Genomic DNA, 19,019 nt, shown 5'->3' with positions numbered 1-19,019 from the left:
TACAATAGGTTTTGCCGCAAAGTCAAGCTTTTATCCAAATTTTTTTAATTTTTTTCGCTCCGTCCGGCGAGGCGGGTGCCGCCGCGGCATAGGGCGCGTTTTTTCCGTCCATACTACAATCCCAGCCGCAAGCGCGGACGCAGGGCCGGCGCGTCTTCCCGTTCCCCGCCGCAAGCGTTGCGTAACCGTGCGGAAATCGCAAATATTGACAGTTTTATACCTTTATATCGCACTATTTTTGATGATAAAACAAGTGGAAAAACCACTAAAAAAACAGTATAATAATATCTGCACGAAAATTTTCCGCTGATGGAGGAATATACATGATCCGAAACGATTTGCGCAACATCGCCATCATCGCGCACGTCGACCACGGCAAGACCACGCTGGTCGACCAGATGCTCAAGCAGGCGGGCGCGTTCCGCGAGAACCAGGTGGTCGAGGAGCGCGTGATGGACTCGGGCGATATCGAGCGCGAGCGCGGCATCACCATCCTTGCAAAAAACACCTCGGTACACTATAAAGGCGTCAAAATCAACATCGTTGACACACCGGGCCACGCCGATTTCTCCGGCGAGGTCGAACGCATCCTCAAGATGGTGGACGGCGTCGTCCTGCTGGTGGACGCAGCCGAAGGCCCCATGCCCCAGACCCGCTTTGTTTTGCAGAAGGCGCTGGAATTCGGCCACAAGATCATCATTGCGGTCAACAAGATCGACCGTCCGGACGCGCGCCTGAACGAGATCGGCGACGAGGTACTCGAGCTGCTTTTGAACCTCGACGCGACCGACGAGCAGCTCGACAGCCCGATCGTCTACTGTTCGGGCCGCGCGGGTACGGCCTCCATGTCCCCGAACGCCGAGGGGACCGACCTGACCCCGCTCTTCGAACAGATTCTGGAGCACATTCCAGCCCCGCAGGTGGATACCGACGGCCCGACGCAGATGCTGGTTTCCTCGATCGACTACAACGACTATGTAGGCCGCATCGGCATTGGCCGTATCGAGCGCGGCTCGATGAAGGTGGGCCAGCAGGTCACGGTGTGCGACTACCACGGCACGACCCAGCCGTACAATGCCAAGGTGGTCACGCTTTACACCATCGAGGAACTGGAGCGCAAGCCGGTGGACGAGGCCACCGCCGGCGAAATCGTGTGCTTCTCAGGCATTGAAAACGTCACCATCGGCGAAACGCTGTGCGACCCGAACACGGTCGAGCCGCTGCCGTTCGTCAAGATCTCCGAGCCGACGGTCGAGATGACTTTCTCGGTCAACGATTCCCCGTTTGCCGGACGCGAGGGCAAGTTCGTCACCTCCCGCCATCTGCGCGAGCGCCTGTTCCGCGAGCTTTTGAAGGACGTGTCCCTGCGCGTCAACGAGACCGACACCACGGACTCCTTCCGCGTGTGCGGCCGCGGGGAGATGCACCTGTCCATCCTGATCGAGAACCTGCGCCGCGAGGGGTACGAGTTCCAGGTCGGCGCGCCCAAAGCGCTGTTCCGCGAGATCGACGGTAAAACCTGCGAGCCGGTCGAGCGCATGATCGCGGATGTGCCGCAGGACGCGGTGGGCGCGATCATGGAAAAGATGGGGAACCGCAAGGGAGAGCTGGTCTCCATGAACCCCAAGGGCGCGGACCGCATGCGTCTCGAATTCCTCATTCCAGCGCGCGGCCTGTTCGGTTACCGCACCGAATTTTTGACCGATACCAAGGGCGAGGGCGTGCTGTCCTCGGTGTTCCACAGCTACCAGCCGTATAAGGGCGATATCTCCAAGCGCACCACCGGTTCGCTGATCGCGTTTGAAACCGGCGAGGCGGTCGGCTACGGCCTGTTCAACGCGCAGGAGCGCGGCCCGCTGTTCATCGGCCCAGGCACACAGGTGTACGAGGGCATGGTCATTGGAGAGAACCCGCGCGGAGACGATATGGCGGTCAACGTGTGCAAGAAAAAGCAGCTCACCAACATGCGCGCCTCCGGCTCGGACGACGCGCTGCGCTTGATCCCGCCGCGCCAGATGTCGATCGAAGCGGCGCTGGAATTCATTTCGGACGACGAGCTGCTCGAGATCACGCCCAAGAGCGTGCGCGTCCGCAAAAAGATCCTGTCCAACACCGAGCGCCTGAAAAAGGTAAAGGGCGGCAAAAAATAATCCTGTTCAACCAAAACCATTTCAATAAAGGAGTTTTTCCACCATGGCAATTAAAGAAGTTCTTCATTCCGATTTCGCGCCCAAGGCGGTCGGCCCGTATTCCCAGGCCGTTGTCACGGGCAACCTGATCTTCACCTCCGGCCAGGTGCCGATCGACCCTAAGACCGGCAAGATCGAGGCCGCTACCATCGAGGAGCAGACCGAACAGGTCATGAAAAACCTGCATTATGTACTCGCCCAGGGCGGCGTGGCGTTCGACCGTGTGGTCAAGACCACCTGCTTCCTGTCCGACATCAATGATTTCGCGGCGTTCAACGGCGTGTATGCCAAGTATTTCCCCGAAAATCCGCCCGCGCGCTCCTGCGTGCAGGTCGCGGCGCTGCCGCTCGGCGCAAAGGTCGAGGTGGAAGTCATCGCGGTCAGAGGCTGAGGACGGATGGACAAGCAAAGAGGACGGAAAAATTTCCGTCCTCTTTTTGCTATGCGTTCTGCTCGGCCTGTTTGACCGCCTCAAGGTACTGCCAGAGCAGCACCAGCGTGATAACCGTTATCACAATATTGCATGCTTCTGCAAACCAAGCCGCCCCCAACTGTTCCGTGATTCCGACGACCACCCCGCCAATCAGAGACAGCCAGAAACACCGTTTGATGCGACCCTGCGGATAAGCATAGCCGCGCAAGGCAGCCAAGTCGTCCAGTCCGAAATAAAAATAATAATCTGCAACGAGCAGTACAATCGCCCCTGCCAGCGCGGCCAGCGCAAAGATAACGCTCAGTATCGAGCCGAACGCCAGCAGCCCGAGCAACGAACACCCAACCGTCAGCGCCAGTCCGGTGATCAGCACACGGTATGCGCGCGCCATCCCATCCGATACGTCGGCCAGCGCGCGCACCTGCACAATCCGCACGATAAGCAAAACAATGCCGGCCACCGTGACCAGAATGTTATCAAAAAACGAAAACACAAAGCCAATCACCTGCACCTGCCAGATGATCCGCAGGTTCCGGTAAACCGGCCGCTGGATTCCCTCTAAATTCTCTTCCATCCCGATCTCCTCCCTTTTCTTTCACTATAACAGATACCATCCCCTGTTGCAACAAAAAACAGGTAAAGCCGGCAGCGTCCGGCAGAGCAAAAAAAGGCTTCGGAACCATAGGGTTCCGAAGCCTTTTTCCTCTTTGGCAAAATCAGTCCTGATGCTCCTCAATATACTTGACGATATCGCCGATGGTGCTCATCTGGGTCGCTTCCTCATCGGAAATGGTAATGCCGAAGTTCTCCTCCAAGTCCATCATCAGCTCGACAACGTCGAGGGAGTCCGCGTTCAGGTCCTCCTTGATTTTGGTGTCCATGGTCATGGTAGAAGCATCAGCGTCAAACTTGTCAGCCAGCAGCTCGCAGATCTTTTCAAACATGGGTCTACACTCCTTCGATTTCTTCTTGTTTTATTTGTCTGAAAACTCCGATCTTACGGAATTTTTCATACCGTTTTTGCAGCATCGTATCCATATCCGGCTCGGCCGCCAGTTCCGCGAGCGTGTCGCGCAGCGCGCGGCCCACGTTGCGGATCAGTTGTGAGCCCGACTGCCCCTCCGGTATGATGCCCTCGATCATGCCGAATTCGTACAGGTCCTGCGCGGTGATGCGCAGCGCGTCCGCGGCCTCTCCCTCGCGCGTAGGGTCTTTCCACAGGATAGACGCGCAGCCGCGCGGCGAAACGACCGAATAGATCGCGTTTTCCAGCATCAGCACGCGGTCGGCCACAGCCAGCGCCAGCGCGCCGCCCGAGCCGCCCTCGCCCGTGACAATTGAAATCACCGGCGTCTTCAGCTCGATAAACTCATAAAGGCAGCGGGCGATCGCCTCGCCCTGCCCGCGCTCCTCCGCGCCCACGCCCGGGTATGCGCCCGAGGTATCCACAAAATTGATGACTGGGCGGCGGAACTTTTCCGCCTGGTGCGCAAGACGCAGCGCCTTGCGATAGCCCTCCGGATTGGCCATGCCGAAGTTCGCGTCCATATTCTGCTCAATCGTGCGGCCCTTGCGGTGGCCGATCACGGTTACCGGCGTGCCGTTCAACCAGCCGATGCCCGCCATGATCGCGTGGTCGTCCGCGAAATAGCGGTCGCCGTGCAGTTCGATGAAATCATCGAACAGCGTCTCGATATAGTCGCTCAACATAGGCCGCTTGGTATCGTGTATGATGCGCATTTTTTCGCTTGCCGGCCTGTTATTCTTCATGGCGCCACACCTGCCGTTTCTTCCCCTTGGGCGCACAGTGGAGCTTGAGCAGGTTCTCCAAAGTTCCCCTCAGTTGATTGCGCGGAACTATTTTATCACAGAAGCCATGCGAAAGCAAGAACTCCGAGGACTGAAAATCCTCCGGCAGCGTCTCGCCGATGGTTCCCTCGATCACGCGCCGCCCCGCAAAGCCGATGGTTGTGCGCGGCTCGGCGAGGATGATGTCGCCCAGCATCGCGAACGAGGCGGTCACGCCGCCAGTCGTCGGGTCGGTAAGCACGGTGATATACAGCAGCCCTGCATCCGAGTGCCGCCGCGCCGCGGCGGACACCTTGGCCATCTGCAGGAGCGAATACATCCCTTCCTGCATACGCGCGCCGCCCGAACAGGTGAAAACCACCACGGGCAGCCCTTTTTCGGTCGCGTATTCGAACAGGCGGGTCAGCTTTTCGCCCACAACCGAGCCCATGGACGCCATCATGAAGTGGCTGTCCATCACGCCGATGCAGGTTTCCACGCCGCCAATGCGGCACACGCCGGTTTTGACCGCGTCCAGCATGCCGACCTTTTCTGCCAGCTCCGCAGCCTTATCCGCATAGCCCGGAAAATCGATCGGGTCCGCAGGCGCCAGGTCACCGTACAGCTCGGTAAAGCTGTCCTTATCCGCGACCTGCCGGATGCGGGTGCGCGCCAGCAGGCGGCCGTACCGGCCGCAGTGCGGGCAGACGTACAGGTTTTTCCCGTAAGCATATGCCTTGATCTCCGCGCCACAGCCCTTGCATTTGACTACCTTGACGCCTTCCTCCTCCTGGGGCTTCATCTCCATGGAGGTTTCGCGCGTTTTCTGGAAAAGGTCGATCAGTCCCATACCGTTCCCCCCTTATTAGTGGTCAAAATCGCCGTTGGCGATCGAATTGACATTGAACCGCGCTTCCTCGAAGGCCTTGGAGCGCAGAATGTGCATCTGGTAGTCCGTACCGGTCACGACGCCCTCAAACAACGTCTCGGCCAGCGCGCGGCGCATGCGTGCGATCGCCTGCTGCCGGTCCGCGCCGTAAACGATCAGCTTGCCAATCATGGAATCATAAAACGGCGGTATCTGATAGCCCTGATAGGCCGCCGTATCCATGCGCACGCCCGGTCCGCCCGGCAGGTGCATGGACACCAGCGTCCCCGGACAGGGCGCGAAATTGCGGGCAGGATCCTCGGCATTGATGCGGCACTCGATCGCGTGGCCGCGCAGCGTCAAATCCTCCTGCGCGAACGAGAGCGGCCGGCCCGCCGCGACCCGAATCTGCTCGCACACCAAGTCCACGCCGGTCACCTGTTCGGTAACAGGATGCTCTACCTGAATGCGGGTATTCATTTCGCAGAAATAAAAGTTACGGTCGCTATCCACCAGGAATTCGATCGTACCCGCGTTGCGGTAGCCCACGCGCCTGGCCAGATCGACCGCGGCCCTGGTCATCCTTTCGCGCAGCTCGGGTGTGACGAACGCGGACGGGCTTTCCTCGATCAGCTTCTGATGGCGGCGCTGCACCGAGCATTCGCGCTCGAACAGGTGTACCACGTTGCCGAAATTGTCCCCGATGATCTGCACCTCAATATGGCGCGGGTTTTGGATGTACTTTTCCATATACAGGCGCCCGTCGCCGAAATTGGCGACCGCTTCCGCCGCCGCGCTGTCGTAGGCGTCCTTCAGCTCCCGAACGCTGTGCGCCACGCGGATCCCCTTGCCGCCGCCGCCCGACGCGGCCTTAAGCATAACCGGATACCCGATGCGCTCGGCCTCACTGATCGCCTCGTCAAAATCGCGCAGCGGCCCATCCGTGCCGAGCGCGACCGGCACGCCCGCCGCGATGGCGTTGCGCTTGGCTTCGGATTTATCGCCCATCAGACGGATGGTGGCCGAGGTCGGCCCGATGAACGCCAGCCCGGCCTGGGTGGTAAGCTCGGCAAAATCGGGATTTTCCGACAGGAAGCCAAAGCCCGGATGGATCGCCTGACACCCCGAGGCCAGCGCCGCGGAGATAATGTTCTCCATATTCAGATAGCTTTCCGAAGCGCGCGCCGGCCCGATGCACACCGCTTCATCCGCGATCTGCGCGTGCAGTGCCTCGCGGTCGGCCTCGGAATATACCGCGACCGAAATGATGCCCAGGTCGCGGCAAGCCTGTATGATGCGGACCGCGATCTCGCCGCGGTTCGCGATGAGTACCTTTTGAAACATTGTTTCCCCTGCCTTAGTCCATGATGACCATGCACTTGATTTCCGCCTCGGCGGCCTTCTGATCGCCGACCCAAGCTACGCCCTCGGCGACCGCCATCGGACCGCGGCGCTTGACAAACCTCACCTCCAGCCGGAGCGTATCGCCCGGCTTGGCCATGGCGCGGAATTTCGCCTTATCAATACCGGTATACACCGCGGTCTTCCCCTTGAATTCCGGAATGGACAGCAGCGCCACGCCGCCGACCTGCGCCAGCGCCTCCAGCCGGAACACGGCGGGCATGATCGGGTTGCCCGGGAAGTGGCCCTGGAAGAAAAACTCGTCGCCCGTCAGGTGCAGCGTGCCTACCGCGTGCTCCTCGTCCATTTCGAGGATCTCGTCCACCAGCAGCATGGGCGGGCGGTGCGGAAGGATCTCCATGATCTGTTCTTTGTTCAGCATATTATAATCCCTCTCCTGTGAAAACGCAAGCCCTTTCCCGCCGCGCCCTGCGGCGAACCGGCTGCCGTTTCCCTTATTCGATCACAACGATGATCTGGTTATACTCGACCATATCGCCCGGCTGCGCCAGAATGCGCACGACCGTTCCGTCGCACGGGGACTTGATCTCGTTCATGGTCTTCATCGCTTCCACGATGAATAGCGTGTCGCCCTCCTTGACCTTCTGGCCGACCAGCACGAACGGCGGCGCGTCCGGGGACGGGGAGGAATAGAACGTTCCCACCAGCGGGCTCCTGACCGGCGTACCCTCGGGCAGGTCCTCGGCCGCGGCAGGCGCCTCGTCCTCCGACGCGGCAGCGGGGGCAGCCGCCGGTGCTACCGCCGCCGCGGGAGCCGCCACAACCGGCGCGGGAGGAGCGGATTTGATCTTCAGCTTCATGTCGTCCAGTTCGATCTCTACCTCGCCCAGGCCCTTGGCCTTGAGCGCATCCATCAGCTCGATGGCAACGTCTTTCAGTTCCTTGATATCCATATCTTACACCTTCTTAATCAGGATGCAGGCGTTATGGCCGCCAAAGCCCAACGAATTGGAAATCGCCACGTTCACGGGCATTTCAACCGCCCTGTTCGGGGTGATATCCAGATCGCAGTCCGGATCCGCCTCCTGATAGCCGATGGTTGGCGGCACCACACCGTCGCGGATCGCCATGACGCACGCAATCGCCTCAACCGCGGCCGCGCCGCCCAGCAGGTGGCCGGTCATCGACTTGGTGGACGACACCTTGACCTTGTACGCCTCGTCCCCAAACGCCTTTTTGATGGCGATGGTTTCATACTTTTCATTCAGCGGGGTGGACGTGCCGTGCGCGTTGATATAGTCCACATCCGCAGGAGTCAGGCCCGCGTCCGTGATCGCGCCCAGGATGGCGCGCGAAGCGGCCTCTCCGTCCGGAGAGGGGCTGGTGATATGGTAGGCGTCTCCGGTCGCGCCGTAGCCCGCAATCTCCGCGAGGATCGTCGCGCCGCGCGCTTGGGCATGCGTCAGGCTCTCAAGCACCAGGCAGCCCGCGCCCTCGCCCATCACAAAGCCCGACCGGCGGGCGTCGAACGGAATGGAGGCGCATGCCGGCTCATCGCCCATATGCACGGCTTTCATGTTCTGGAAGCCTGCCATCGAGATCGGGATAATACCGTTCTCGGTGCCGCCGCAGACCACGACGTCCTGATAGCCATGCCGGATAGCGCGCATAGCCTCGCCGATCGCATGGTTGCCCGTCGCACAGGCGGAAACCGGACAGAAATTCTCGCCCTTGAAGCCGAACCGCATGGAGATATACGCCGCCGCCATGTTGGCGATCATCTCCGGAATACACAGCGGGGACACGCGCCCCGGCCCCTTTTCGTTCAGCTTGGGGATCTCCTGCTCAGCGATCTGCAGACCGCCCACGCCCGAGCCATAAATCACGCCCGCGCGGTAGGGATCGAAGCTCCCTTCCCAGAGGCCCGCCTGGTCGACCGCCTGCTGCGCCGCCGCCAGCGCAAAGTGGCAGTTGATGTCCATCCGGCGCGCCTCGCGCTTATCTACATACTGCGTCACGTCGAAATCCTTGACCTCAGCGGCCAGCTTTACCTTAAATTCCGATACATCGAACTTGGTGATCGGACCTACACCGCACTTACCGGCCTTGAGCGACTCCCAAAACGTCTGGACGTCGTTGCCGACCGGCGTGACCGCGCCCATACCAGTGATAACTACCCGTTCCATCAAAGCATCTCCTTCTTCCTCGTTTTCCCGGGACGTGCCGCCTGCGCGTGTCCCGCCCTTCTGCTTCCGTGCGGCAGGTCAAAGCATGCCGCCGTCCGCAACGATGACCTGTCCGGTGATATACGAGGCCGCGTCCGACGCAAGGAACGAAACGATATCCGCGATCTCCTCCGGACGGCCGCAGCGCTTCATGGCGATCTGCGCCAGCATGCCTTTCTTCACATCCTCCGGCAGCACGTCGGTCATATCGCTTTCGATAAAGCCCGGCGCCACCGCGTTGACGCGCACGCCGCGCGCCCCCAGCTCCTTGGCCGCGGATTTGGTCAGGCCGATCACGCCCGCCTTGGAAGCCGCGTAATTCGCCTGCCCCGCATTGCCCGAAATACCGACCACGCTCGACAGGCTGACAATGCTGCCCGCCTTGGCGCGCAGCATCATCGCGCCGACGATCTGGGTCATGTTGAAAGTCCCCTTCAGGTTGGTCGAAACGACCGCGTCAAACTGGTCGGGCTTCATGCGGACGAGCAGCCCGTCGCGCGTGATGCCCGCGTTATTGACCAGCACCGCTGGCACGCCCAGCTCCTCCTTGATCTGCTTGACCGCCGCCTCGCACGCCGCGTAATCCGCGACATCCCACTGCTTTACGACCGCCTTGACGCCGTACGCGCGGCACTTCTCCGCGACGCCCTCCGCCTTCTCCACCGAGGAGGCACAGTTGATCACAACATCATAGCCGTCCTTTGCCAGCTTTTCCGAAATGGCCGCGCCGATGCCGCGCGAGCCGCCAGTTACAATTGCAACACCCATGTTCCCGCTCTCCTTATTCAAAACGCTGATATGCGGTGCGGAGCAGCTGCTCCGCTCCCTCAGTCATGCCGCGCAGGATATCCGCGCACGGGCGCAGCTCGGTGAGCATACCCGCGATCTGGCCGGACATAAACGTGCCTTCCTCATAGTTCCCATCCTGCACCGCCTTGCGCAGAGAACCCGCGGTCGCAGCCTCCAGCTCCTCCAGCGACTGCTCGGTGCCGATCTTCTCCAGTTCCAGGCACTTGCGCGCCATCGGCGTTTTGAGCGAGCGCACCGGATGGCCGGACGGACGTCCGGTAACAACCGTGGAAATATCGCTCGCCTTGAGCACAAGCTCCTTGTACTTATCCGAAATATAGCACTCGTCGGACGCGAGGAACACCGTGCCGCACTGCACGCCCTCCGCGCCCAGCAGGAGCGCCGCGGCCATGCCGCGGCCGTCCGCGATACCGCCCGCCGCGATAACCGGCACATCCACCGCGTCCACTACCTGCGGCACAAGCGGCATGGTCGTCAGCTCGCCGATGTGGCCGCCGCCCTCCATGCCTTCCGCGATAACCGCGTCCGCGCCCGCGCGCGCCATGCGCTTGGCCAGCGCGACCGACGCGACGACCGGCATCACCTTGATGCCCGCGCTCTTCCAGCCTTCCATATATTTGCCCGGATTGCCCGCGCCCGTGGTCAGCACCTCGATCTTCTCGTCGATGGCGAGCTGGGCGAGGTCGTCTGCGTTCGGGGAGAGCAGCATGATATTCATGCCCAGCGGCTTATCCGTAATCGCGCGCGCCTTATGGATCTCATCGCGGATATAATCCACCGGCGCCGCGCCGCCCGCGATGATGCCCAGGCCGCCCGCCTTGGACACCGCCGCCGCGAGGTGGTGCTCCGCGATCCACGCCATCGCGCCCTGCACAATCGGATATTCAATACCGAGAAGTTCTGTGATCTTGGTCTTCATTTGATTCGCTCCCCTTTTACAGTTTGAGTACAAACGCGCCGTAGGTCAGCCCACCGCCGAAGCCGGTGCAGACGATGGTCTGGCCCGCTTTGAGCAGGCCCTTGCGGCGCATCTCGTCCAGGCAGATCGGCACACTGGCCGAAGAGGTGTTGCCGAAGCGGTCCATGTTCACATAGACCTTTTCTTTCGGCAGATGGTAGCGCTTGGCGATCACGTCCAGGATGCGCAGGTTGGCCTGATGCGGCACCACCCAGTCGATCTCCTCGGCCGAAACGCCCGCGCGCTGCAGCGCGGTATCGATTGCCAGCGGAACCGCGCGCGCGGTGAACCGCACGACCGCCGCGCCCTGCATTTTCAGGAAGCGCGCCTTAGGGTCGACTGTCCGCTCGGGCGCGAACGGGTCTTCGACCGGCAGCGCCTCCATGTACAGGTACTCCGCGCCCGAGCCGTCCGCCGCGATAAACGTGGACTGGATGCCCACGGCGGCGTCCTCGGTCGCGCGGTAGACCGCTGCGGCCGCCCCGTCGCCAAACAGGATGCAGGTGGAGCGGTCGGTGTAATCCGTGATGCGGTGCAGCGTTTCCGCCGAAACGACGAGTACGGTCTTCGCCTTGCCCGACCGGATGTAGCTGTCCGCGATGTCGGTCGCGGAGATGAAGCCCGCGCAGGCGTTGTTGATATCCATCGCGCCAACCTGGCGAGCGCCCAGCTTGTCCTGCAGGACGCTCGCGGTGTTGGGCGTGTTGGTATCCGGCGTGCAGGTGCTGACCAGGAGCAGGTCAAGCTCCTCCGCCGTGATTCCCGCGTCCGCCAGCGCGTTCTGCGCTGCGCCGAGCGCCAACTCCCATGTGCGGGTGTTTCTGGCGATGCGGCGCTCGCGCACGCCGGTGCGCTTGACGATCCACTCGTCGCTGGTGTCGACCATCTGCTCGAGCATCGCATTGGTCAGGGCAAACTCCGGAATGCACGATCCCGTGCCGATCAGTTGAGTGTTGATGATAGCCACGCTCCCTAAAATCAAATCGCTCTCCCAAAAACCGTGGAAAAGCGACAATAGTTTGATTGACAAAGTAATCCTTGACTATTATAATAAAAGGACACGAAAATGTCAACCTTTTCCGAGGTCTGGCATCGGTATTTGGAGGAACGAAATGGAATACGGTTTTGCATTTTTCCCCGGCCAGGGCGCGCAGGCCCCGGGCATGGGCAGGGACCTGTACGAAAATTCGCAGGCCGCACGGCTGGTTTTTGAAGAGGCCAGCGACGGGGCGGGCCTGGACGTTGCAAAGCTCTGCTTTGACAGCGATAAGGAGGCGCTTTCCCGCACGGAAAACAGCCAGATCGCGATTTTTACGCACTCGATGGCCGCGCTCGCGGCGCTGCAGGAGGCCGGCGTATCTTTCAAGGCCGCGGCGGGCTTCTCGTTGGGCGAATACACGGCGCTCGCGGCAGCCGGCGTGGTGTCGCTCACGGACGGCGTCAGGATCGTGTCCATGCGGGGCAAACTGATGCAGCAGGCGGCGGACTCGATCGACGGCGGCATGGCCGCCATCCTCGGGCTGGACGACGCGGCGATCGAGCAGGCCTGCGCCCAGGTGACAGGCGGCTTGGTGCGTCCGGTCAACTACAACTGCCCCGGCCAGCTCGTCATCGCGGGCGAGCGCAAGGCGCTGGACGAGGCGGTTGAGAACTGCAAGGCGGCCGGCGCGCGGCGCGCGCTCCCGCTCGCGGTTTCCGGCGCGTTCCACACGCCGCTGATGGCCAAGGCGGCGGCCGAGCTGCGCGCTTATGTGTCGGACTTTACTTTCTCCGCGCCCAGAATGGATATCTACTCCAACCTGGACGGCAACGTACTCGACTGCGCCGACCTGCCCGCGCATCTGGAGCAACACATGATCTCTCCCGTGCGCTGGACGCAGCTCGTCCGCAACGGCATGGCGGCGGGCCTTACCACCGCGTGCGAGATCGGCCCGGGCAAAACGCTCACCGGCTTCGCGGGCAAGATCAGCAAGGAGCTGGCGTGCAAGCCCGTGCAGGACATGGCGGGCGTACAGGCCGCAGCAGAATGAGAATCAAAAAAAGAACCGCTTTCCAGCGGTTCTTTTTTTGATCCATCCTCCAAACGGGGCGGCTTTGCCTCCCTGTCTGATGGCCTGTTTTAGTAAGTCGCCACCACGGCGCCCTTATAGGTTTCCTCGATGAACTGCTTGACCGTATCGCTCTGCAGCGCCTCGGCCAGCGCCTGAATTTTTTCGCTGTCCTCGTCGCCGCTGCGGCAGGCGATCACGTTGACGTATACCTGCGCATACTCCGGATTTTCCGTGATGAGCGAGTCCTCCTTGGCGTTCAGGTCGGCCTGCAGGGCATAGTTGCCGTTGATGACCGCAAGGTCAACGTCCTGCAGCGAACGCGGGAGCTGCTCCGCGGCGATCTCCTGGATATCCAGGTTCTTCGGGTTTTCCACGATGTCCAGCTTGGTCGCGTCCGAGGTCGGGTCGATCCCGTCCTTAAGCTTAATCAGACCCGCGTCCTGCAGAAGCAGCAGCGCGCGCGTCTCGTTGGAGCCATCGTTCGGCACGGCGATGGTAGCGCCGTCCGCCACTTCGTCCAGCGTCGCGGTCTTGCCCGGGTAGATGCCGAACGGCTCATAGTGCATCTCGATCGCGGGGACCAGGTCGCCGTTGTTCTCCTTATTGAAGTTGTTCAGGTACGGGATATGCTGGAAATAGTTCGCGTCCAGTTCGCCCTCAACCAGCGCAGTGTTCGGGGTCACATAGTCGGTGAACTCCACCACTTCGAGCGTGTAGCCCGCCTCGGACAGCACGTCCTTTGCCGCCTTCAGGATCTCCGCATGGGGCGTGGGCGACGCGCCGACCGTAATGGTCTTTGCCGCGTCATCCGATGCGCCGCCGTTATCCGCGTCCTGGTCCTGGCTGTTCCCGCCGCAGGCTGCAAGCGCTGTCAGGCACAGCGCGCCCGCAAGCAAAGCTGCGATTTTCTTTTTCATAATCAGTTCTCTCCTTTTCTCATTGGTGGGACGGCGCGCGGCCGCAGCGCCGCCCCCATATCATTAATTTAATGATAACAAAACAAATTGCTTTACCGGTTGCGCTTATCCAGCCGGCGCGCCAGCCAAAGGCCGGCCTCCTGGAAGATCTGCACGACCACGACAATGATGATCACCGCAACCAGCATAATATCGAACTGATAGCGGTTATAGCCATAGGTGACTGCCACTGCGCCCAGGCCGCCGCCGCCGATAAAGCCGGCCATCGCGGAATAGCCCAGGATAGTGACGACCGAGATCGCGCCGCCGACCATGAGCGAGGGCTTGGCCTCCGGCACAAGCACCTTCCACACGATCTGCCACGGGCTTGCCCCCATAGACTGCGCGGCCTCGATCACGCCAAACGGCACCTCCTTGATGGAGGATTCTACCATGCGCGCCACATAGGGGGCGGCCGCCATGGTCAGCGGCACGATCATCGCGGTCGTGCCAATCGAGGAGCCTGTGATCGCGCGCGTCATCGGCGTAATCATAACGCCCAGGATCAGGAACGGCACCGAGCGCAGAATATTGACAACCACGCCCAGCACGGTGTTGAGTACCGGAATCGGGCGGATGCCGCCCTTATCGCTCACCACCAGCAGCAGGCCGACCGGCAGCCCGATCGCATAGGACACCACGGTGGATACCGCGACCATGTACAAGGTTTCCCACAGGGCCTGCGCCCAGAAATCAGGTGAAAGCATGCGCGTCGCCCTCCTCTACATGCACGTTCTGCGTTTCCAGATAGGCCAGCGCCCGCTTTGCCGCGCGTTCATCCTCCGGCAACTGCAGGATCATCTGGCCATATGCCTTCCCGTCGATATCCTTGGTGTCCGCAAACATGATATTGACCGGCGCCTTGCATTCCAGCACCATGTTGGATACCACCGGCTCAAACGACGAGTTTCCATCAAACACGATGCGGCAGTAATGCCTGCCCGTGGCCAGGCGCTCCCGCCTGCCATCCGGATAGATCAGCTGCTTGGCCATCGCGGACTGCGGGCGGGTGAACACCCGATCGACCGTGCCGACCTCTGCGATGCGGCTGGAATCGATGATCGCCACGCGCTGACAGATCTCCTCGATGACCGCCATCTCATGCGTGATGACCACAATCGTGATGCCGAGCGTCTGATTGATCTCCTTAAGCAGCGCGAGGATGGAGCGCGTCGTCGTCGGGTCCAGCGCGCTGGTCGCCTCGTCGCAGAGCAGGATCTTAGGGTTGGTCGCCAGGGCTCGCGCGATGGCCACGCGCTGCTGCTGGCCGCCGGAAAGCTGGGATGGGTAATTGCCCGCGCGGTCGCTCAGGCCGACGATATCGAGCAGTTCGCGCGCCCGCTTTTCCGCCTCCGCCTTACCCGTCCCCGCGATTTCCAACGGGAAGCAGATATTTTGCAGCGCGGTGCGCTGTTGCAGCAGGTTGAACTGCTGGAAGATCATGCCCATGGAGCGGCGCGCCTGCAGCAGCTCCTTTTTGGAAAGCGCCCCCAGCTCCTGCCCGTCCACCGTGACCGTACCCTCGGTCGGCTTTTCCAGAAAATTGATGCACCGCACCAGCGTGGATTTGCCCGCGCCAGACAGGCCGATGATGCCAAATATCTCGCCGCGTCTGATGTCCAGGCTGACACCGTCAAGCGCCACAACCGTACCCGCGCGCCCGCGGAACGTCTTATTCAGGTTTTGGATTCGCACAATAACATCCTGTTCCAAACCTTATTCCCCCTTGTTTCAAAATAAAAGCGGAAAGCAGTCCTGCTTTCCGCTCGCTTTCCATCTGAACCGCATCGCGCCGCATGACAAATACGGCCCGCTTGCAGCATAACAGCCCTGTTACGGCTGTATTGCAGAAAAACGAGCAAAACCGCACATCATGCACATGGACATTCGCAGTGCCAGCATTACGGTCTCCTCCTTTTCCTACAATTTCTATAGTATATTGCTTGGTTATTAGTGTACCGCTCTTTGCGGGATTTGTCAAGGATTTTTTGTTATCCTCCCGCCGAAAGCCGCCCGAACATCCCACGAAATTCGGACAGATTTCATCCGAGGACATTTTTCCGAATCATTTTATTTCCGTTCCATTCCGAACATCAAAAACCGATCTCCCGCCAATTTCCGCTCATTTCTGAACAAAAAAGACCCAAAGCACGTTTCCGTACCTTGGGTCCTGATTGGTTACTTTGGTGAGACGTTGGGGGTGTTTTGGCGGGGAGGGGCTCAGGGCGTCCAAGGATAATTGGATTATACCGCAATCCGCTCCTACTGACAATCCCCTTTACTTTAGATTAAGCAGTTGATCATGGATGCTAATAGCATCTTAAATGCATTTAATCGACATCAATGTTAATAAATCAAGCTGTTTCCGTTTTTTCTGCATATATGTAGAAAAATCCATTTTAATTATTGACATTTGTCTCGTTGTGTGATACCTTATACTAAGAAAGGAGCGAAAGAGATGGAAAACCTCATTTTGAAGTCGATTTCTGTTGAGAACTTCGCTTCGTTTGCTGAACCAATCACCTTCACAACAGAAGCGGATCTCAGTAAAAAAGAGCACCTTGACAATACATTCGTCTGCGGAGACAGCCGATTTAACAAGGTCTCGTTTCTGTACGGTGCCAATGGATCTGGCAAAACGTTTTTCTGCAAGATTCTCCGGGAGATTCAACGTCTCCTCCTTATTTCTCCATTATCCGCGACAGACGCCGCACAGTTGCTTTCCATTCCCCAGTTGAAAGAAATGGATACCCCTGTAAAAACTTTTGCGTTTGATACCAGTTTCCAAGAGCGGCCCACAAAATTCGCAATTGAGCTTATCATAGACGATATAACTTACCACTACGCCTTTTCTGTCAAAGGGAAAGAAGTTGTCTATGAACTGCTTACCAAAAAATATCGAAGAACGGAAAAGTTGCTTGAACGCACCTCGTCTTCTTTTAAAGACATTACGCTTCGCTCGGATTTAAAAGGATTTGACGCCGCAAAGCATACTGTTAAAGCAGAAACGCTGTGTCTTCCGGTTGCTGGAATGCTTAACACTCCACTGGCTTCCAAAATCGTTGCTGCAATAAGCGGAATCAACGTAGTCAATATGGCAGCTGGCAGGCTAGATCCTGTTAACCCAAAGAAAACTTTCTCTGATGAGCGCCTCAGGAAGTATATTAGCATAGTCAGGAAAGCTGATCCGACCCTTCGCGATATCAAAGTTTCCTTCGAGGAAGAGGAGGTTGCCCGCCATAAGATTTCTTCTGATGATTTTGAGAATCGAGAACTCATTACCAAGAAGACAAAGGTTGGCATAGATTCACGACATGCAGTATATGAAAACGGTGAAGAAACAACCAGCGCGCCGCTTTCCTTTTTCGCTGACGAATCCTTAGGAACAGTAAAGCTTTTCACCGCGTTGCCATATCTCTTTGATGTTTTGGAGACGGGTGGCACTCTCATCATCGACGAGTTAGAAAACGGTCTCCATCTTTCGTTGGCCAAGGAGATTATCAACCTGTTTATCAACGAAGAGAGCAATCCGCATCATGCGCAGCTTATCTGCACTTCACACCAACCACTTTTGGTCGATGGCAACTATCGCCGGGATCAAGTGTGGATAACTGAAAAGGACAGTCGCGGAAAGAGTGTTTTACATAGGATGAGCGACTTTAAAACTTCTCGTGCAAAAGTAAATCTGGCAAATCGCATACTGGAAGGCGCTTTCGGATGCAGGCCGGAACCGTTCTTTGACAACAACACATAAAAAGAGAAAAGAAAAAGACACCGAGCGGCAACTCGGTGTCCTGCGAGATGACAGAAGCACGGAACATGGTACTTTGTCATAATGTACAATTTATTGTACCATGCTTGATTTCCGATTGCAATATAAAATCTGTGTCTAGAAAGGTAAAAAAACGCAGTCTTTTCCCGATAGTGTGATTATATAGATAAAATTCACTTTTAGGAGATCATCATGACTATTAAGTACAAATATTACATTTGCCGTTGTGGCAAACGCATCATCCCTGTTACTAATCCATCTAAGTGCCCTCATTGTGGGCGCGTGACACGTTTGAAGTGAGGTGACCGACATGGGTAAAAATCAGCATGTAACCCCTCATCCTAATGGCGGGTGGCAGGTTAAAGGCGCAGGTAATACCCGCGCTACTGCACGCACCACTACGCAAAAGGATGCGATAGACATCGCCCGCGAGATTGCTCGCAATCAAGGTTCCGAACTGGTTATTCATCGACCTGACGGGCGAATCAGGGACAAGGACTCTCACGGGAAGGACTCCTTCCCTCCAAGAGGATAACACCAATGGGGCATGTCCTGCGGACATGCCCCGTTTCCATCGATATTACGAGAATCTGGAGGCACATATGTCAATCGAACAATACCAAAGAACTGTGAATGCACATGATAAAGATATCGCAAATTTAGAAAAAAAGAAAGCTACTCTCGATAAGAAAGCTGCCGAGGAGCAAAGAAAAGCTGCGAACATTACTATCAGTAAAAATGCATCTACTGCAACGGTAAGAAGTAAATTGAAACAGCGAGATAATCACCTATCTGCAGCAAATAGGGCATCTGGCGAGAGCGCAGCCTTAGCTAATAAGATTGCGAACAAACGAAAAAAGCGCAACGATGCCGCCCTCCACCTGCAAAAAGAAGAAACTAAAGCTCAGAAAAAGCAGAGCATGGCGGCCAAACAGATGCAACAATCCTACGAACGAAGGATTGAAGAACTGCAAGCGCTTTCAGTGCCCCCTGCCATGCTAACAAGTAGAATGGAAGAAAGCACTTTGCCAGAGTATGATGTGTTTGTTTCCCACGCATGGGAAGATAAAGAGGAATTCGTCGATGAATTTGTAGACGAGCTTCGCAAGTTAGGAGTCAAGGTATGGTATGATACCAGCGAAATCAAATGGGGAGACTCGATGAGAGCCAGAATTGATGACGGCCTCAAGAAGTCCAGATTTGGTGTTGCGATTCTTTCACCTGATTACATCAAAGACGGTAAGTACTGGACAAAAGCTGAATTGGATGGGCTTTTTCAGCTGGAAAGCATCAATGGAAAGATACTTTTACCCGTTTGGCACAACTTAACTAAGAAAGATGTTATGGCGTATAGTCCTATTATTGGGAGCAAGTTAGCAATGACCACTGCAACGATGACTGCAGCCGAAATTGCTGCGGAATTGTTATCACTGTTGCCACAGTCAGAAGAAGGCTAACAACTATAATTAGCGAAATCTATCTTAGGCGGCAGGCGGGTAAAACGACTGCCGTGAGGCTGTTTCAAATTATGTGTAAACCTCCTGAGTGGTGTAGAATAGAAGCATCACACAGGAGGTTATACATATGGCCAGAAAGAATCGCACGCC

At 58.0% G+C, this 19,019-nt stretch carries 20 protein-coding genes; 6 read left to right on the top strand and 14 right to left on the bottom strand.

The features are described from left to right. Positions 1-323 precede the first annotated feature (323 nt). Positions 324-2,150: a translational GTPase TypA gene (gene typA, locus OCV66_RS09685; protein ID WP_107631019.1), complete on the top strand. Its 1,827-nt coding sequence runs from the start codon at positions 324-326 to the stop codon at positions 2,148-2,150. Positions 2,151-2,193: 43 nt separating this feature from the next. Further along, a complete protein-coding gene (locus OCV66_RS09680) occupies positions 2,194-2,580 on the top strand; it encodes a RidA family protein (protein ID WP_054326698.1) in 387 nt (128 codons plus the stop codon). 49 nt (positions 2,581-2,629) lie between these two features. On the opposite strand, the gene OCV66_RS09675 is transcribed toward OCV66_RS09680, so the two are convergent. From OCV66_RS09675 to OCV66_RS09625, 11 genes are all read right to left on the bottom strand, one after another. Beyond that, the gene (locus tag OCV66_RS09675; RefSeq protein ID WP_147574208.1) at positions 2,630-3,196 is read right to left on the bottom strand and encodes a hypothetical protein; all 567 of its coding nucleotides are present in this window, start codon (positions 3,194-3,196) and stop codon (positions 2,630-2,632) included. A 142-nt stretch (positions 3,197-3,338) separates the two neighbouring features. Then, positions 3,339-3,566, bottom strand: a complete 228-nt coding sequence (acpP, locus tag OCV66_RS09670) for an acyl carrier protein (RefSeq protein ID WP_054326695.1) — start codon at positions 3,564-3,566, stop codon at positions 3,339-3,341. Between the two features lie 4 nt (positions 3,567-3,570). Further along, on the bottom strand, positions 3,571-4,392 hold the full coding sequence (locus OCV66_RS09665) for an acetyl-CoA carboxylase carboxyltransferase subunit alpha (RefSeq protein WP_054326694.1): 822 nt from the start codon (positions 4,390-4,392) through the stop codon (positions 3,571-3,573). Continuing rightward, on the bottom strand, positions 4,382-5,260 hold the full coding sequence (gene accD / locus OCV66_RS09660; RefSeq protein ID WP_054326693.1) for an acetyl-CoA carboxylase, carboxyltransferase subunit beta: 879 nt from the start codon (positions 5,258-5,260) through the stop codon (positions 4,382-4,384). The genes OCV66_RS09665 and accD overlap by 11 nt, the downstream gene beginning before the upstream one ends. Before the next feature lie 15 nt (positions 5,261-5,275). Continuing rightward, positions 5,276-6,622, bottom strand: a complete 1,347-nt coding sequence (accC, locus tag OCV66_RS09655; protein WP_054326692.1) for an acetyl-CoA carboxylase biotin carboxylase subunit — start codon at positions 6,620-6,622, stop codon at positions 5,276-5,278. Between the two features lie 13 nt (positions 6,623-6,635). Next, positions 6,636-7,061, bottom strand: coding sequence for a 3-hydroxyacyl-ACP dehydratase FabZ (fabZ, locus tag OCV66_RS09650; protein ID WP_054326691.1), 426 nt, complete (start codon positions 7,059-7,061; stop codon positions 6,636-6,638). Between the two features lie 73 nt (positions 7,062-7,134). Further along, entirely contained in the window at positions 7,135-7,593 is a 459-nt protein-coding gene (accB, locus tag OCV66_RS09645; RefSeq protein ID WP_054326690.1) for an acetyl-CoA carboxylase biotin carboxyl carrier protein, read from the bottom strand. A gap of 3 nt (positions 7,594-7,596) precedes the next feature. Continuing rightward, the gene (fabF, locus tag OCV66_RS09640) at positions 7,597-8,829 is read right to left on the bottom strand and encodes a beta-ketoacyl-ACP synthase II (protein WP_262564357.1); all 1,233 of its coding nucleotides are present in this window, start codon (positions 8,827-8,829) and stop codon (positions 7,597-7,599) included. Positions 8,830-8,904: 75 nt separating this feature from the next. Next, complete coding sequence (fabG, locus tag OCV66_RS09635; protein WP_054326688.1) at positions 8,905-9,633, bottom strand: 3-oxoacyl-[acyl-carrier-protein] reductase; 729 nt, start codon at positions 9,631-9,633, stop codon at positions 8,905-8,907. Positions 9,634-9,646: 13 nt separating this feature from the next. Beyond that, positions 9,647-10,594: an enoyl-[acyl-carrier-protein] reductase FabK gene (fabK, locus tag OCV66_RS09630; protein ID WP_054326687.1), complete on the bottom strand. Its 948-nt coding sequence runs from the start codon at positions 10,592-10,594 to the stop codon at positions 9,647-9,649. Positions 10,595-10,610: 16 nt separating this feature from the next. Beyond that, a complete protein-coding gene (locus OCV66_RS09625) occupies positions 10,611-11,600 on the bottom strand; it encodes a beta-ketoacyl-ACP synthase III (RefSeq protein ID WP_242977843.1) in 990 nt (329 codons plus the stop codon). Between the two features lie 145 nt (positions 11,601-11,745). Here OCV66_RS09625 and fabD point away from each other — a divergent pair, with 145 nt between their 5' ends. Further along, positions 11,746-12,663 carry an ACP S-malonyltransferase gene (gene fabD / locus OCV66_RS09620; RefSeq protein ID WP_054326686.1) on the top strand — a complete coding sequence of 306 codons (918 nt, stop codon included), beginning with the start codon at positions 11,746-11,748 and terminating at the stop codon, positions 12,661-12,663. An 89-nt stretch (positions 12,664-12,752) separates the two neighbouring features. Here fabD and OCV66_RS09615 read toward each other — a convergent pair whose 3' ends face one another. The 3 genes from OCV66_RS09615 to OCV66_RS09605 form a co-directional block, all read right to left on the bottom strand. Next, the gene (locus OCV66_RS09615; protein ID WP_054326685.1) at positions 12,753-13,601 is read right to left on the bottom strand and encodes a MetQ/NlpA family ABC transporter substrate-binding protein; all 849 of its coding nucleotides are present in this window, start codon (positions 13,599-13,601) and stop codon (positions 12,753-12,755) included. Between the two features lie 92 nt (positions 13,602-13,693). Beyond that, positions 13,694-14,347, bottom strand: coding sequence for a methionine ABC transporter permease (locus OCV66_RS09610; protein WP_054326684.1), 654 nt, complete (start codon positions 14,345-14,347; stop codon positions 13,694-13,696). Next, positions 14,334-15,353, bottom strand: coding sequence for a methionine ABC transporter ATP-binding protein (locus OCV66_RS09605; protein WP_054326683.1), 1,020 nt, complete (start codon positions 15,351-15,353; stop codon positions 14,334-14,336). The genes OCV66_RS09610 and OCV66_RS09605 overlap by 14 nt, the downstream gene beginning before the upstream one ends. 745 nt (positions 15,354-16,098) lie before the next feature. On the opposite strand from OCV66_RS09605, the gene OCV66_RS09600 reads away from it, so the two are divergent. The 3 genes from OCV66_RS09600 (at position 16,099) to OCV66_RS09590 (ending at position 18,869) form a co-directional block, all read left to right on the top strand. Next, a complete protein-coding gene (locus tag OCV66_RS09600; RefSeq protein ID WP_147574207.1) occupies positions 16,099-17,394 on the top strand; it encodes an AAA family ATPase in 1,296 nt (431 codons plus the stop codon). Between the two features lie 328 nt (positions 17,395-17,722). Next, on the top strand, positions 17,723-17,947 hold the full coding sequence (locus OCV66_RS09595; protein ID WP_147574206.1) for a DUF2188 domain-containing protein: 225 nt from the start codon (positions 17,723-17,725) through the stop codon (positions 17,945-17,947). A gap of 67 nt (positions 17,948-18,014) precedes the next feature. Further along, positions 18,015-18,869 (top strand): toll/interleukin-1 receptor domain-containing protein, encoded by an 855-nt coding sequence (locus tag OCV66_RS09590; protein WP_147574205.1) that lies wholly within the window; start codon positions 18,015-18,017, stop codon positions 18,867-18,869. The last annotated feature ends 150 nt before the right edge of the window (positions 18,870-19,019 follow it).

It is taken from the genome of Agathobaculum ammoniilyticum, assembly GCF_025567315.1.
Lineage (GTDB): Bacteria > Bacillota > Clostridia > Oscillospirales > Butyricicoccaceae > Agathobaculum > Agathobaculum ammoniilyticum.
This window is presented reverse-complemented; position numbering and strand designations above follow the sequence as displayed.

Coding starts and splice junctions, on each gene's coding strand:
- acpP (WP_054326695.1), bottom strand. CDS start 3,566: ATGTTTGAAAAGATCTGCGAGCTGCTGGCTGACAAGTTTGACGCTGAT.
- accC (WP_054326692.1), bottom strand. CDS start 6,622: ATGTTTCAAAAGGTACTCATCGCGAACCGCGGCGAGATCGCGGTCCGC.
- OCV66_RS09680 (WP_054326698.1), top strand. CDS start 2,194: ATGGCAATTAAAGAAGTTCTTCATTCCGATTTCGCGCCCAAGGCGGTC.
- fabK (WP_054326687.1), bottom strand. CDS start 10,594: ATGAAGACCAAGATCACAGAACTTCTCGGTATTGAATATCCGATTGTG.
- OCV66_RS09610 (WP_054326684.1), bottom strand. CDS start 14,347: ATGCTTTCACCTGATTTCTGGGCGCAGGCCCTGTGGGAAACCTTGTAC.
- typA (WP_107631019.1), top strand. CDS start 324: ATGATCCGAAACGATTTGCGCAACATCGCCATCATCGCGCACGTCGAC.
- OCV66_RS09615 (WP_054326685.1), bottom strand. CDS start 13,601: ATGAAAAAGAAAATCGCAGCTTTGCTTGCGGGCGCGCTGTGCCTGACA.
- OCV66_RS09675 (WP_147574208.1), bottom strand. CDS start 3,196: ATGGAAGAGAATTTAGAGGGAATCCAGCGGCCGGTTTACCGGAACCTG.
- fabD (WP_054326686.1), top strand. CDS start 11,746: ATGGAATACGGTTTTGCATTTTTCCCCGGCCAGGGCGCGCAGGCCCCG.
- fabZ (WP_054326691.1), bottom strand. CDS start 7,061: ATGCTGAACAAAGAACAGATCATGGAGATCCTTCCGCACCGCCCGCCC.
- accB (WP_054326690.1), bottom strand. CDS start 7,593: ATGGATATCAAGGAACTGAAAGACGTTGCCATCGAGCTGATGGATGCG.
- OCV66_RS09665 (WP_054326694.1), bottom strand. CDS start 4,392: ATGAAGAATAACAGGCCGGCAAGCGAAAAAATGCGCATCATACACGAT.
- OCV66_RS09595 (WP_147574206.1), top strand. CDS start 17,723: ATGGGTAAAAATCAGCATGTAACCCCTCATCCTAATGGCGGGTGGCAG.
- OCV66_RS09590 (WP_147574205.1), top strand. CDS start 18,015: ATGTCAATCGAACAATACCAAAGAACTGTGAATGCACATGATAAAGAT.
- fabG (WP_054326688.1), bottom strand. CDS start 9,633: ATGGGTGTTGCAATTGTAACTGGCGGCTCGCGCGGCATCGGCGCGGCC.
- OCV66_RS09600 (WP_147574207.1), top strand. CDS start 16,099: ATGGAAAACCTCATTTTGAAGTCGATTTCTGTTGAGAACTTCGCTTCG.
- accD (WP_054326693.1), bottom strand. CDS start 5,260: ATGGGACTGATCGACCTTTTCCAGAAAACGCGCGAAACCTCCATGGAG.